This window comes from Arthrobacter sp. NPDC058130, assembly GCF_042884475.1.
In the GTDB taxonomy this organism is placed as follows: Bacteria; Actinomycetota; Actinomycetes; order Actinomycetales; family Micrococcaceae; genus Arthrobacter.
In genome coordinates, this window is sequence record NZ_JBHVTV010000006.1 from 15,667 (window position 1) to 28,988 (window position 13,322).

General features: G+C 69.3%; 12 protein-coding genes. 5 read left to right on the forward strand and 7 right to left on the reverse strand.

Going from position 1 to position 13,322, the window contains the following annotated elements:
- Positions 1–16: 16 nt before the first annotated feature.
- Both ACFVTM_RS12115 and purD read right to left on the reverse strand, forming a co-directional pair.
- Positions 17–973 (reverse strand): phosphoribosylaminoimidazolesuccinocarboxamide synthase, encoded by a 957-nt coding sequence (locus tag ACFVTM_RS12115; protein WP_390203703.1) that lies wholly within the window; start codon positions 971–973, stop codon positions 17–19.
- Positions 974–975: 2 nt separating this feature from the next.
- Positions 976–2,286: a phosphoribosylamine--glycine ligase gene (gene purD, locus ACFVTM_RS12120; protein ID WP_390203899.1), complete on the reverse strand. Its 1,311-nt coding sequence runs from the start codon at positions 2,284–2,286 to the stop codon at positions 976–978.
- Between the two features lie 592 nt (positions 2,287–2,878).
- On the opposite strand from purD, the gene ACFVTM_RS12125 reads away from it, so the two are divergent.
- The 3 genes from ACFVTM_RS12125 to ACFVTM_RS12135 are packed head-to-tail and all read left to right on the forward strand — an operon-like array spanning position 2,879 to position 5,989.
- Positions 2,879–4,468 carry a molybdopterin-dependent oxidoreductase gene (locus tag ACFVTM_RS12125; protein WP_390203704.1) on the forward strand — a complete coding sequence of 530 codons (1,590 nt, stop codon included), beginning with the start codon at positions 2,879–2,881 and terminating at the stop codon, positions 4,466–4,468.
- 36 nt (positions 4,469–4,504) lie between these two features.
- On the forward strand, positions 4,505–5,521 hold the full coding sequence (locus ACFVTM_RS12130; protein ID WP_390203705.1) for an asparaginase: 1,017 nt from the start codon (positions 4,505–4,507) through the stop codon (positions 5,519–5,521).
- An 18-nt stretch (positions 5,522–5,539) separates the two neighbouring features.
- Positions 5,540–5,989 (forward strand): sterol carrier family protein, encoded by a 450-nt coding sequence (locus ACFVTM_RS12135; protein ID WP_390203706.1) that lies wholly within the window; start codon positions 5,540–5,542, stop codon positions 5,987–5,989.
- Between the two features lie 75 nt (positions 5,990–6,064).
- Here ACFVTM_RS12135 and ACFVTM_RS12140 read toward each other — a convergent pair whose 3' ends face one another.
- The 4 genes from ACFVTM_RS12140 to ACFVTM_RS12155 all read right to left on the reverse strand — a co-directional run bounded on the left by ACFVTM_RS12140 (position 6,065) and on the right by ACFVTM_RS12155 (position 9,669).
- Positions 6,065–6,826, reverse strand: a complete 762-nt coding sequence (locus ACFVTM_RS12140; protein ID WP_390203707.1) for an SDR family oxidoreductase — start codon at positions 6,824–6,826, stop codon at positions 6,065–6,067.
- Between the two features lie 136 nt (positions 6,827–6,962).
- Positions 6,963–7,280: a hypothetical protein gene (locus tag ACFVTM_RS12145; RefSeq protein ID WP_390203708.1), complete on the reverse strand. Its 318-nt coding sequence runs from the start codon at positions 7,278–7,280 to the stop codon at positions 6,963–6,965.
- 98 nt (positions 7,281–7,378) lie between these two features.
- Entirely contained in the window at positions 7,379–7,687 is a 309-nt protein-coding gene (locus tag ACFVTM_RS12150) for a hypothetical protein (protein WP_390203709.1), read from the reverse strand.
- Between the two features lie 128 nt (positions 7,688–7,815).
- Positions 7,816–9,669, reverse strand: a complete 1,854-nt coding sequence (locus tag ACFVTM_RS12155; RefSeq protein WP_390203710.1) for a glycoside hydrolase family 15 protein — start codon at positions 9,667–9,669, stop codon at positions 7,816–7,818.
- A 176-nt stretch (positions 9,670–9,845) separates the two neighbouring features.
- Here ACFVTM_RS12155 and ACFVTM_RS12160 point away from each other — a divergent pair, with 176 nt between their 5' ends.
- Both ACFVTM_RS12160 and ACFVTM_RS12165 read left to right on the forward strand, forming a co-directional pair.
- A complete protein-coding gene (locus ACFVTM_RS12160) occupies positions 9,846–10,601 on the forward strand; it encodes a DUF72 domain-containing protein (RefSeq protein ID WP_390203711.1) in 756 nt (251 codons plus the stop codon).
- Between the two features lie 74 nt (positions 10,602–10,675).
- Entirely contained in the window at positions 10,676–11,743 is a 1,068-nt protein-coding gene (locus ACFVTM_RS12165) for an App1 family protein (protein WP_390203712.1), read from the forward strand.
- 7 nt (positions 11,744–11,750) lie between these two features.
- Here the strand turns inward: ACFVTM_RS12165 and ACFVTM_RS12170 are convergent, their stop codons facing one another.
- Positions 11,751–13,277 (reverse strand): glycoside hydrolase family 1 protein, encoded by a 1,527-nt coding sequence (locus tag ACFVTM_RS12170; protein ID WP_390203713.1) that lies wholly within the window; start codon positions 13,275–13,277, stop codon positions 11,751–11,753.
- Positions 13,278–13,322: the final 45 nt, after the last annotated feature.

Consider the following 13,322-nt stretch of genomic DNA (forward strand, 5'->3'; position numbering starts at 1 on the left):
CGTGCCGTGTACCGCCTTAGGCGAACGTGCGGCCGGTGAGCTTCTCGTAGGCCTCCACGTAGCGGCTGCGCGTGCGCGCCACGACGTCGGCCGGAAGGACGGGAGGGGGCGTGTCGGAGGCCTTGTCCCAGCCGGATTCCGGCGAGGTCAGCCAGTCGCGGACGTACTGCTTGTCGTAGGAGGGCTGGGCCTGACCGGGCTGGTACGTGGCCGCGTCCCAGAAGCGTGACGAATCCGGGGTCAGCACCTCGTCGCCCAGGGTGATCACGCCGGTGGCGGGGTCGAGGCCGAACTCCACTTTGGTGTCGGCCAGGATGATGCCGCGGCCGCGCGCGATTTCCTCGGCCTTGGTGTAAATCGCCAGGGTGAGCCTGCTCAGCTCCGCCGCGACGTCGGCACCCACCAGGCCAACGACGGCGTCGTAGGTGATGTTCTCGTCGTGCTCGCCCACCTCGGCCTTCGCCGACGGCGTGAAGATGGCCTCCGCCAGCCGCGATCCGTCAACAAGGCCGGCGGGCAGCGGGATGCTGCACACGGTGCCCGACTCGCGGTACTCCAGGAGCCCCGAACCGGTGAGGTAGCCGCGGGCGATGCATTCGACCGGGAACATGTCCAGCTTCTTGCAGATCATCGCCCGGCCCTCGACGGCGGCCGGGACACCGCCGTCGACCGTGGACGCGAGGACATGGTGCGCGACGCCGAGCTGTTCGAACCACCACAGGCTCAGCTGGGTCAGGATCCGCCCCTTGTCCGGGATCTCGCTGGCCAGCACGTGGTCGAAGGCGCTGATGCGGTCACTCGCCACCACCAGGACGCAGTCCTGGCCGAAGCGTTCCGTGGCGGCGTCCGCGGGGACGTAGAGGTCGCGGACCTTGCCGGAGTAGACGTGCCGCCAGCCCGGCAGGTCCTGCGTGGCGGTGTCGAGTCCGGCCTTCGGCCTGATGTCGGGAGCCGGGGCTGCGGGATCGCTCATGCTCATGCCTTCGCTTTCGACGAGGCCGGGGTTCCCGGCGCCGCAACGCGGATTTGCCCGCGGGCGGCCTTGCGGCCGATGTCGGTGCGGAACTGGCTGCCGTGGAGCTGGACGAGCTCGACGCCGTCGTACGCCCGTTCCCGGGCCTCCACGAGGTCCGTGCCAAGCGCGACGACGGCCAGGACGCGGCCGCCGGCGGAGACCACCCGGCCTTCGTCATCAAGTTTGGTGCCGGCGTGGATGACGTGGACGCCGTCCAGGGCATCGACCTTCTTCAGGCCCCGGATGCGATCGCCCGTCCGCGGGGTGTCGGGGTAGTTTTCCGCGGCCACGACGACGGCGACGGCCGTGTCCTTGGACCAGCGCAGCGGCTGCACCTTGTCCAGTTCGCCCTTGGCGGCGGCCATGAGCAGCCCCCCGAGGGGGGTCTTGAGCCGTGCCAGGACGGCCTGGGTTTCGGGATCGCCGAAGCGGACGTTGAATTCGATGACCCGCGTCCCGCGCGAAGTCAGGGCCAGGCCGACGAAGAGGACGCCGACGAACGGCGTGCCGCGGAGGGCCATCTGGTTGACCGTGGGCTGGGCGACGCGGTCCAGCACCTCCTGGACGAGGCCTTCGGGGGCCCACTCCAGGGGTGTGTAGGCGCCCATGCCGCCGGTATTGGGGCCCTCGTCGTTGTCAAAGATGCGCTTGAAATCCTGCGCCGGGGACAGGGCCACGGTGTTGCTGCCGTCGCACAGGACGAACACTGAGACTTCGGGCCCGTCCAGAAACTCCTCGATCACCACGGTGCCACCGGCGTCGAAGCAGCTCTGGGCGTGTGCCAGGGCCTCGTCGCGGTTCTTGGTGACTACGACGCCCTTGCCGGCGGCGAGCCCGTCATCCTTGACGACGTAGGGGGCACCGAAGGTGTCGAGGGCGTCGGCGGCTTCCGCGGCGTCGGAAGCCACGCGGGCCATCGCCGTGGGGACGCCGGCCTCGGCCATGACTTCCTTGGCGAAGGCCTTGGACGCTTCCAGCTGGGCCGCGGCCTGGCTCGGACCGAACACCGGGATCCCGGCGGCACGGACGGCGTCGGACACGCCGGCGGCGAGGGGCGCCTCCGGGCCGACCACCACCAGGTCCACGCTGAGCCTGAGGGCCAGCGCGGCGACGGCGTCGGGGTCGTTCGCGTCGATCGCGTATGTGGGGACCAGCACGCTGATGCCGGCGTTGCCCGGGGCCGCGTGGACCTCGGAAACATTGGGGTCGGCGAGCAAGGATCGGACAATGGCGTGTTCGCGGCCGCCGGGGCCGATGACAAGTACCTTCACAGTCTCCAAGGGTACGTGGTGCACCCCGCAGGCTCCTAAGCTGTGTCGGCCGCCGGACATGCTCAATTTTCGCTGCGCGGTTCACTGGGTGCTGGACTGCGGGGTTCACTGCGGGCTGGACTGCGGGCAGGACTGCGGGGTTCACCGCGGGGCCGGCCCCGGCGCCGGGGAATCCGCGGGGCATGCCCAGCCAGGGCGCGGCCACTGGACATATCGCCCTTATGCCCACGCCTGAGCACAAGGACTGGACATGTCCCCGGGAGTCACGGAGCATGTCCACTGCTCTATCCCAAGGCCGGACATGTCCCCCAAAACCACCAGGCACTTCCACCGCAGCCACCCAGCCCGTGCGCAGCACCCCTGAGGACATGCCCAGCCCAGGCCCCGGCCACTGGACATATCACCCCTATGCCCACGCCTGAGCACAAGGACTGGACATGTCCCCGGGAGTCACGGAGCATGTCCACTGCTCTATCCCAAGACCGGACATGTCCCCCAAGCCACGGAGCATGCCCACTCCCCGGTCCCGGAAGAGGGCATGTCCAGCCCGGCATCAGACAATCCGCCGGCCGCACGGCTACGAATGGCCTGTATGAACAAGCCCAGCATGAAGCCCAGCAAGCGGTCCCGCGGCGCCACTGCCTTGGCGGCGGTGGCCGGTGTGGCCGCCGCCGCCGTCGTACTGTCCGTGGCGGAACTGATCGGCGCGTTCTTCACGGCAAGGGCGACGCCCCTGGTTGCGCTGGGCTCGACGTTCATCGACTTCACGCCGCCGTGGATGAAGGACTTTGCCATTGCCACGTTCGGCACCAATGACAAGGCCGCGCTGTTCGTCGGGATGGCTGTCACGATCCTGCTCCTGGCCTGCGTGCTCGGCATCGTGGCGTACCGGAAGTGGGCCCTGGGGGTGGCCGGTGTGGTGCTGATGGGTGCCGTCATCGTCGGCAGCGTGGTCACCCGGGCCAGCGTCAAACCGGTCGACGCCATCCCGTCCCTGGTCGGCACCGTGGCCGGGCTGGTGGTGCTGCGGTTCCTGATCACCCGGCTGTGGCGGATGCGGCAATGGCCGGACAGTGCCGCCGACGTCGCCGCGAAGGATCCCGACCGCCCGGCGACCACGCGGCGCGCGTTCTTTGCCGCCGCCGGCATCACCGCCGCCGCGTCGGCCATTGCCGCCACCGGCGGGCGCCTGCTCAGCGCCGCCCGCAGCAACGTGGCCGCGGCCCGCGAATCCCTGAAGCTGCCCGCACCCGCCAAGGCCGCCGCCGCGGTCCCGGCCGGTGTCCAGTCCAAGGTCCCCGGCGTCACGCCGTGGCTGACCCCGAACAAGGACTTCTACCGGATCGACACGGCCCTCAGCGTCCCTGAGATCAACGCCCAGGACTGGGAACTGCGCATCCACGGCCTTGTCGAGAAGGAAATCCGACTCACCTTCCAGGACCTCCTCGACGCCCAGCTCATCGAATCCCATGTCTCCCTGACCTGCGTGTCCAACCCGGTCGGCGGCAACCTCGCCGGCAACGCCAAATGGCTGGGCATGCCCGTCCGCGATGTCCTGAAGATGGCCCGCCCAAAACAAGAGGCGGACATGGTGCTCTCCACCTCGATCGACGGTTTCAGCGCCTCCACCCCGCTGGAGGTCCTCCAGGACGACCGCGACGCGATGCTGGCGATCGGCATGAACGGCGAGGCCCTCCCCCTGGAACACGGCTACCCGGTACGGATGGTGGTTCCCGGCCTGTACGGCTTCGTCTCCGCCACCAAGTGGGTGGTGGACCTTGAGGTGACCCGTTTCGCGGACAGCAAAGCGTACTGGACCCAGCGCGGCTGGTCCGACCACGGCCCGATCAAGACCATGGCGCGGGTGGAAGTGCCCAAGTCCTTTGCCAAGGTCCCCGCCGGAAAGGTCGCAATCGGCGGCACCGCATGGGCCCAGACCCGCGGGATCACCAAGGTCGAACTACAGATCGACAGCGGCCCCTGGACCGAGGCAGTGCTCTCCGACGAGGCCTCCCTCATCACGTGGCGGCAGTGGTCCTTCGAGTGGGACGCCACACCCGGACCGCACTACATCAAGGTCCGCGCCACGGACGGCACCGGCGAGCTCCAAACGGACAAACGCGCGGACCCGGTCCCGAACGGCGCCTCCGGCTGGCAGTCGGTTATGGTGACCGTGGAATAACCGGGGTATCCGCGCCCGGCACCATAGACTTGCTGCATGGCTTTGAACCCGCATGCAACCTTCTCAGTCGACTCCGCCGTCGAACTGGCAGTCATCGAACGCAGCGGCTTCGTTGAGTCCCGCCACATCGGCTCGGCTGTTGTGATGGCTGCGGACGGAACGGTCGTATTCGAGCTCGGCGATATCACCGCCCCCATCCTTGCCAGATCCACGCTCAAACCCTTGCAGGCCCTCGCCTCGATGCAGTCGGGGGTGCCCCTGCGCGGCGCCCAGGTGGCCATCGCGTGCGGCAGCCACACTGGGTCCCTCGACCACATGGACGTGGTGGAGGGCATGCTCAAGGCGGCCGGTGCGAAGGAAGACCAGCTGCAGTGCCCGGCCGACTGGCCCCAGGATGAGACCGCCCGGAACTGGCTCGTCCAGACCGAGCGCGGCAAGTCCAGGCTGGCCTTCAACTGCTCGGGCAAACACGCCGCGTTCCTGTGGGCGTGCACGGAGAACGGCTGGGACAAGAACAGCTACCTCGAACCGAACCACCCGCTGCAGCAGCGCATCCGCTCGGTCATCGAGGAGTACTGCGGCGAACGCATCGCCCATCTCGGCATCGACGGCTGCGGCGCGCCGGTGGCTGCCGTCTCCCTGACCGGCCTGGCCAGGGCCTACTCGAAGCTGGCCAAGGCCCCGGGCGACAAGAACTCGAACGCGCGGGCCGCCACGGTTGCCACGTCCATGCTGGACTACCCGTGGGCGGTCCAGGGACGCGGACAAGCCAACACGATCGTCATGGACGAGCTCGGCATCCTGGCCAAGATCGGCGCCGAGGGCGTGCTGGTCATGGCCACTCGCCAGGGCGTCTCCGTTGCCATCAAGATGCTCGACGGCAACATCCGGGCCACCACGCTCGTCGGGCTGACCCTCCTGGCCGCTTCCGGCGCCGTTGAAATTCCCGAAGTGTCCAGCGTCCTGGACAAGGTGGTGGACCCGGTGCTGGGCGGAGGACGCCCGGTAGGCAAGATCCGGCTCGGACGGGCCGTCGCGGCCCTGCTGGACTAGGGGCAGGAGGGCAGGAACGTGGCTGTATCTCGCCGTCGAATCGCCGTGGACGAGGGCCGCGCGGCGCTTGCCGCATGGCAGGCCGCCAACCCCGCGGCGCCGGACACCGAAGGAGCCGGCGCCGCGGCACCGGACACCGAAGGAGCCGGCGCCGCGGCACCGGACACTGAAGGAGCCGGCGTTGTCCCGCGCGCCACGATCGCGACGGCGGTGCGCTACTCGCTGGAGGAAGTCACCGCCCGGGCGCCCGGCAATTCCGTGGAGGTGCGCGTCCCGCCGTTCGGCGTCACGCAGTGTGTGGAGGGCCCGCGGCACACGCGCGGCACGCCGCCGAACGTCATCGAGTGCGACGCCGCCACGTGGCTGGCGATGGTCAGCGGGCAGCTGAGCTGGGCAGACGCCGTCGCGGCCGGCAACGTTGCCGCCTCGGGACTGCGCGCGGACCTGTCCGCCCTCCTGCCCCTCTGACCGGTACCTTTCGAGCCCCGCCCTCAGACCGGGCACCTCTGGCCGGGGCCCTGCGGCCCGGGCCCTGGCCGGGACTCAGCCCCGCCCGAGGAACGGCATGCCCGCGGCCGTAACCACGAGGGATCCCACGTTCGCCGCAGCCGGCATTCCGGCCATCAGCAGCACGGCCCGGGCGGCGTCCTGCACCGCAAATGTCGGCTCCGCCCGCAGGCTGCCGTCCGCCTGAACGGCCCCGGAGCCGACGCCGATCTCTTCCATGAGATCCGTTGCCGCATTGCCGATATCGATTTGTCCGCAGCTGATGCCGAACCCGCGCCCGTCGAGGTCAATACTCTTGGTCAGGCCCGTGATCGCGTGCTTGGTCACTGCGTAGGCGACAGTCCGCGGCCGCGGCGAATGCGCCGCTATCGAACCGTTGTTGATGATCCGTCCGCCCTGGGGCGACTGCGCCTTCATGGCCCGGACGGCGGCGGCGGCGCAGAGGAGGGATCCTGTGAGATTCACGGCGACGGTCGCGTCCCAGTCCTCCACGGTGATCTCGTCCACCGAGGCGGCGGGGCCGAACACGCCCGCGTTGTTGAAGAGCACGTCCACCCGTTCCCACTGCCCCAGCGCCGCGGCGAAGAGCCGCTCGACGTCGGCGGGGACGGTGACATCGCACGGGACCGCGAGCGCCTGGCGGTGGCCCGCCGCGGTCTCGAGGAGCGGCTCCTCCCGCCGCCCGGCCAGCACCACCCGGTAGCCCTCGGCCAGCATGAGCCGGGCCACCGCCCGGCCGATGCCGGAGCCGGCTCCGGTGACGACGGCGACCTTTCCGGGGGTATGGTGCTGGCTCATTCGGTCCTCCTCGACGATTGCGCGGTGTGCGCGGCTGCCCGGCCAGCCTATCGCCGAGACGGCACATCACGGCAGTGTTGCGCGGCCCGACCGCCGCGTACTGTCATCTCGGCGGTAAATCCAGGGTGGGATTCGCCTACCGGGACTCGTCATCCCGGTCCCGGGTCTGCCGGCCCGTGCGGTAGCCGGACCAGAACGCCAGCACGAGCAGCCCGACGCCGATAAACGCGACCCCGGTCCAGGTCTCGGCACCCATGAACATGAGCCCTTGCGGCACGACGGGCCTCGTGGCCAGCGGGGCATACGCGAACCAGCCAAAGTCCTCGGAGGACACCGGCTGGGCGAGCAGGACCAGACCGGCGAGCAGCATGGCCGCGGCAGTGAGCGGCACGGCCACCCGGCCGAGCAGCCTCTTCCGGGCACGGCCGGCACGCCGGTCCCCCCTCTGGTCCATGGCCATACTGTAGCCGCTCTGCACGGGGAACCCGCCAAGGAAACGGCCCTCGCCGCAGAGTCAGTGCGGTGGAGGATCAGTACCAGTGGCGCGGAGGGTCAGCGGCGGGCCTGCGCCCTCTTTCCCGCCGCCAGCGGGCCGCCCATTGCGGAGTGGAAACGCCCGGCGCCGGCTCGCCGCCCCCTCACCACCCGTGCGGACGAGCCGGGCACGGCGGCCCGCCCATCGGCGCTGCGGTCCCTGATCAGGCCGGTTCCGGCGATCTCCCGCGTCTGGGCCACGCCGGCAACCGCCGCCTTCTTGTTCGGAAACGTGACCGAGACGGCCATAAGCCTTCCTGCCCCGTCCATCATCCGAATGCGGTAGCCGCCGTCGGGCGCGTCCACGAGCTCAAAATATCCCGCCATTGAAGATTCCTCACTCCCTCGTATCCCCCGCCTTGGTATTGGTAAGTGTACTTACTTTGCGGTGGAAGGAAAGTGCTGAAAGTCCTGCCACTCGCTTGGGGAATCACACGCGCCCGCGGCGGGGCGCGCTACCCGCGCGGGGCAGGGCCCGGACGGGGCGCCCGGGCGGTCCGTACAGGCGCCCCGCCCGCACCCGCGGGCGGGGCGGTGTCGCTGCGGCGGACTCCATCCTCATGCAGTTCCAGCGCGCTCATCACCAGGGCGAAGTGGCTGAAGGCCTGCGGCGTGTTGCCCAGTTGCCGGCCGGCCTCGACACCCCACTCCTCGCTGAGGAGTCCGACGTCGTTGCGCAGCGCCAGCAGGCGCTCGAACAGCTCCCGGGCCTCGTGGCGCCGGCCCGCCCCGATCAGCGCCTCCACCAGCCAGAACGAGCACGCCAGGAACACCCCTTCCTCGCCGGGAAGCCCGTCGTCGCTCTGCGCCGGCAGATAGCGGCGCAGGAACCCGTCGCGCATCAACTCACGCTGGACAGCGTCGATGGTTCCGATGATGCGCGGATCATCCGGCGGCAGGAACCCCACCCGGGGCAGCAGCAGGAGGCTCGCGTCCAGCTCGGGCCGGCCGTAGGACTGCACGAAAGTGTTGCGTTCCGCGTCGAACCCGTTGGCCATGACCTCGGCGTGGATGGTGTCCCGCAGCTCCTCCCACCGGTCCGCCGGGCCGGTCAGGCCGAAGTCCCGGACGCCCTTGACCATGCGGTCCGCCGCCACCCACGCCATCACCTTGGAGTGTGTGAAGTGGCGCTGCGGGCCGCGCATTTCCCACAGCCCGTTATCCGGCTGGGTCCAGGCGGTCTCGAGATGTTCCATGAGGGCCACCTGGACGTCCCAGGCGTCGTCGGTGTGCTTGAGGAGTGAGTTCCGGGTCAGGGACAGGCAGTCCAGCACCTCGCCCCAGACGTCGAGCTGCAGCTGGCCGGCCGCGCCGTTTCCGGTGCGCACCGGCGCGGAATTTTCATAGCCTTTCAGCCACGGCAGTTCGAGCTCCGGGAGCCGGCGTTCGCCGTGGAGGCCGTACATGATCTGCAGGTCCGCCGGATCCCCGGCGACGGCGCGGAGCAGCCAGTCGCGCCAGGCGCCGGCCTCCTCCGTGTAGCCCGCGGCCAGCAGCGCCTGCAGCGTGAGGGTGGCGTCGCGCAGCCAGCAGAAGCGGTAGTCCCAGTTCCGGGTGCCGGCGATCTCCTCCGGCAGGGACGTCGTCACGGCGGCGACGATGCCTCCGGTGGGGGCGAAGGTCAGGGCTTTGAGGGTGATGAGTGAGCGCTGGACCGCGTCCCGGTGCGGCCCGGTGATCTTGCACTTCGCGGACCAGTCCTGCCAGAACTGCTCGGTGGACGCCAGGACCGTTTCCGGGTCCACGGTCCGTGGCCGGCGGAGGTGGCTGGGGCTCCAGGTCAGCACGAAGGGCACGCGTTCCCCGGCCGTGACCGTGAAGTCGCTGACGGTGTGCATCCGCTCGCCGCGCAGGGGCGCCCCGGTCACCAGGTAGGCGGCGTCGGGGCCGGCGACGGCGTGGATCCCGCGGTCGTCATGGCGGACCCACGGCACAATATGGCCGTAGTCGAACCGGAGCGCCAGTTCGCCGCGCATCCGCACCGTGCCACGGACTCCGACGACAATCCGCACGATGTCCGCCACTTCGTCCCGCGGTGGCATGAAGTCAATGATCCTGACCTTGCCCTCGGGCAAGTCCCACTCCGTTTCGAGGATCAGCGTGCCCTTGCGGTAGCGCCGCCGCGTACATTCGCCGCCGCTTTCGGGCGCCAGCAGCCACCGGCCGGCCGCTGGGGTGTCGAGGAGGGCATTGAAACAGGCCGGCGAGTCGAAGCGTGGCAGGCACAACCAGTCGATGGAACCCTCGGTGCTGATCAGGGCCGCGGTGTGCAGATCCCCGACCATTGCGTAATCCTCGATGCGTGCCATGAGACTTACAGTGCCACACCGTGCCGCGGCACACGAGGACCCGTCGCGGCACCGCCCCCGCGGAATACGGCGGCCGCCACTGCGGACCGCCCGCCCGGTCCGGGCCTCCCGGTTCGGCCCGCCCGGCCCGCGGGTCTAGGATCCAACCATGCGCAGGAGCCGGAAAGGGACGGCCGATGGCTGACCGCGGCGGGGAACTGCGGATCGGCACATCGGGCTGGAGCTATGACCACTGGGAGGATGTGCTGTACCCGCACGGCCTGCCAGCCCGGGACCGGCTGGAGCACTACGCGGCCCGCTTCAACACCGTGGAACTGAACGCCAGCTTCTACCGCTGGCCGAAAGAGGTCTCGTTCGCCAGTTGGCGCCGCCGGCTGCCCGAGGGTTTCGCCATGTCCGTCAAGGCTCCCCGCGGCCTGACGCACGCCAAGAAGCTCTACTCCCCGGAGGTCTGGGTGGACCGGATCACCCGGTGCTGGCACGAGCTGGGCGACAAGAGGGCCGTGCTGCTGGTCCAGCTGCCCCCGGGCCTGGCGCGGGACGACGCCCGGCTGGACTACTTCCTGGCGGCGCTCCCCGAATGGATCCGCGTCTGCGTGGAGTTCCGCCACCCGAGCTGGAACGACGACGCCGTATACGCCCTGCTGGAACGCCACGGCGCGGCCTACTGCATCATGAGCGGCGCCGGCCTCCCCTGCGTCCTGCGCGCGACCGCGCCGTTCGTGTACATCCGGCTGCACGGCCCGGACCACGACTTCCTGTACGGCGGCTCCTACTCGGAGGACGACCTGCGCTGGTGGGCGGACAGGATCCGCGAGTGGCAGGCCAGCGGGAAGGACGTCTACGCCTATTTCAACAACGACGGCGGCGGCAACGCCGTCCGCAACGCCGCCACACTGCGCGGGCTGCTGGGCGAGCCGCCACCCGGGTAATCCGGCGTCATGGGCGCCCCCTCCCGGAACCCCGCGGGCACTGCCGGAGCCCGGCGCTGTGGGAGAGTGGAGGCATGGAATTGGCGTCACAACCAGCGCAGCACCTGCCCGTGTCCGGCAACAGGGCCTTCAGGCTCGCCCACTTGGTGTCGGACACCGTCAACGGGGTTCGCCTCAGGACGGCCCGGCGCTGGAAGTTCATCCCGCAGACCGTTGCCTACCAGGGCTACGGCTCCACGGAGTGGGTCAGGATACTGGGACGCGTGGTCCTCACCAGCAGGCCCGTGCCCGGCAGCAAGGCCGAGCGTCTTGCCCAGAACGGCAACCAGAACTTCCGCGGCTGGCGCGCCTTCACCAGCGTCCCGGTCCAGTTCACCGAGGTGGAAATCCAGATCGGCGGCGTCACCACCCGGGTGCGCGCGGACCGCGGCGGCCTGGTGGACACGCTGGTCCACGTGGCCCTGACTCCGGGCTGGCACACGGCCGTGCTGCGGGCCGAAGGCACGGAACCGGTGGAGGCCAAGATTTTCGTGATCTCCCGGGACACCACACTGGGCATCGTCTCGGACATTGACGACACCATCATGGTCACGGCCCTCCCCCGGCCCTTCCTGGCGCTGTGGAATACCTTCGTCCTGAACGAACGCGCCAGGATGGCGACACCGGGCATGGCAGTCCTGATGGACCGGCTCAAGGTGGAGCACCCGGAGGCGCCCGTGATCTACCTGTCCACCGGGCCGTGGAACGCAGCGCCCACCCTGGGCCGCTTCATCGCCCGGAACCTCTACCCCTCGGGCGCGCTCCTGCTGACGGACTGGGGACTGACCCATGACCGCTGGTTCCGCAGCGGCCAGGAACACAAACGCCGGAACCTCGAGCTGCTGGCACAGGAGTTCCCGAACATGCGCTGGCTGCTGTTCGGCGACAACGGCCAGCACGATGAAGAGATTTACTCCGGTTTCGCGCAAGAGCACCCGGAACAGGTTGCCGCGATCGGAATCCGCCAGCTCTCGGCCAGTGAGGCCGTCTTCGCCGGCGGCCATTCCGACACCGGGGACCACTCGGAATCATCGGTCCCGTGGATCTATTCGCCCGATGGCGCCGGACTCGCCAAGGGCCTGCAGGACCTGGACCTGCTCTAGTCAGGATCTACGGTGCCGGATCTACGGCAGGGACGACGGCGGCGCCGTCTTCCTGCCCGACGGCGGCACTGGTGGCGCGGGCGGCGGTGGCCGCGCTCCGGGCCGCGATGACCTCCTGGAGCCAGTAGTAGGAGGCCTTCGGCGTGCGGACCTGGGTGTCGAAATCGACGTGCACCAGACCGAACGGCTGCTTGTAGCCGGCTGACCACTCGAAGTTGTCCATAAAGGACCACACATAGTAGCCGCGTAGGTCCACGGACTCGGCGGCACCGCCGCGCTGTGTCGCTTCCAGGGCCGTGCCGATGTGGTCCGCGAGGTAGCGCAGCCGCCGTTCATCCGGAACCATCGGCCGGTCAGCCCCGGGAACCCGGACCACGACGTCCTCAAAACTGGCCCCGCCCTCGGTGATGTAGACCGGCGGCAGATCCGGATAGCGCTCGGCCATCTCAGCCAGCGCGACGGACATGTATTCGGGCTTCACCGGCCAGCCGTAGGCCGTGGTCTCGGTGTCCGGGAAGGACGCGATGTGGAAGGGAGCGCCGGGTGTCCCGCCGAGGTCGTTCCCCATGGCCTCGGCCATGCCCGGCGGCACGGCTCCTTCACCCGGACCCGCCCCGACAAGGGTGGGCATGTAGTAGTTCAGGCCGTAGAAATCCAGGGGCTGCGAGATCAACTCCATATCGTCGCTGGAAGGGCTGAAGGAGGATGAGAAGAACGTGGCGGCCCTGATGACGTCCGGGTACTTGCCGAGCAGCACAGGATCCGCGTAGAGCCGGTTCTGCGCCATGTCCATGAGTCCGGCGCTTACCTTGTCCAGCGGGTTGGCGGTGGCCGGGACCATCGGCGAATACACGTTGGTGATGCCGATGTCCCCGCGTACCTTGGCAGCACGCAGCGCCTGGAGCGCCAGGCCGTGCCCCAGCAACTGGTGGTGCGCGGTGGGGAGCGCCTGGAGCATGAGTGCCTCGCCGGGCGCGTGCATGCCCAGGGCGTAGCCGTTGGTGGTGACCGTGGCGGGCTCGTTGACAGTCACCCAGCGGGTAACGCGGTCCCCGAAGGCAGCCGCGGCGATTGCGGCGAACTCCCCCAGCCGGTAGGCAGTGTCCCGGTTCATCCAGCCGCCGGCCTGGTCCAAGGGCAGCGGGGTGTCCCAGTGGTAGAGGGTGGCCATGGGGGAAATGCCGCTGGCGAGCAACAGGTCGATCAGCCGGTTGTAGAAGTCCAGTCCTGCGCGGTTCACAGGCCCGCTGCCGCCGGGCTGGATCCTGGACCAAGACAGCGAAAACCGGTAGGAATCGATCCCCAGGTCCTTCATCAGTGCCACGTCCTCCGGCATCCGGTGATAGTGGTCGCAGGAGACAGCCGGGCTCTGGTCCCCCACGATCGAACCCGGTTTCGCGGCGAAAACGTCCCAGCCGGAGGGGCCCCGGCCGTCTTCATCAAGCGCGCCCTCGATCTGGAAGGCCGACGTCGCCACACCCAGAGTGAATCCGGGCGGAAGGAGGGAAGCCAGATCCCTGGCGGATGCGTTCATCGACGGGAACCTCTATGTAGTTTCAGTGGTGGTGGACTGATTTTA

Bases quoted from the DNA above. Each gene is read 5' to 3' on its own strand.
- ACFVTM_RS12115 (WP_390203703.1), bottom strand. From the start codon at position 973: ATGAGCGATCCCGCAGCCCCGGCTCCCGACATCAGGCCGAAGGCCGGA.
- ACFVTM_RS12125 (WP_390203704.1), top strand. From the start codon at position 2,879: ATGAACAAGCCCAGCATGAAGCCCAGCAAGCGGTCCCGCGGCGCCACT.
- ACFVTM_RS12130 (WP_390203705.1), top strand. From the start codon at position 4,505: ATGGCTTTGAACCCGCATGCAACCTTCTCAGTCGACTCCGCCGTCGAA.
- ACFVTM_RS12140 (WP_390203707.1), bottom strand. From the start codon at position 6,826: ATGAGCCAGCACCATACCCCCGGAAAGGTCGCCGTCGTCACCGGAGCC.
- ACFVTM_RS12145 (WP_390203708.1), bottom strand. From the start codon at position 7,280: ATGGACCAGAGGGGGGACCGGCGTGCCGGCCGTGCCCGGAAGAGGCTG.
- ACFVTM_RS12150 (WP_390203709.1), bottom strand. From the start codon at position 7,687: ATGGCGGGATATTTTGAGCTCGTGGACGCGCCCGACGGCGGCTACCGC.
- ACFVTM_RS12155 (WP_390203710.1), bottom strand. From the start codon at position 9,669: ATGGCACGCATCGAGGATTACGCAATGGTCGGGGATCTGCACACCGCG.
- ACFVTM_RS12160 (WP_390203711.1), top strand. From the start codon at position 9,846: ATGGCTGACCGCGGCGGGGAACTGCGGATCGGCACATCGGGCTGGAGC.
- ACFVTM_RS12165 (WP_390203712.1), top strand. From the start codon at position 10,676: ATGGAATTGGCGTCACAACCAGCGCAGCACCTGCCCGTGTCCGGCAAC.
- ACFVTM_RS12170 (WP_390203713.1), bottom strand. From the start codon at position 13,277: ATGAACGCATCCGCCAGGGATCTGGCTTCCCTCCTTCCGCCCGGATTC.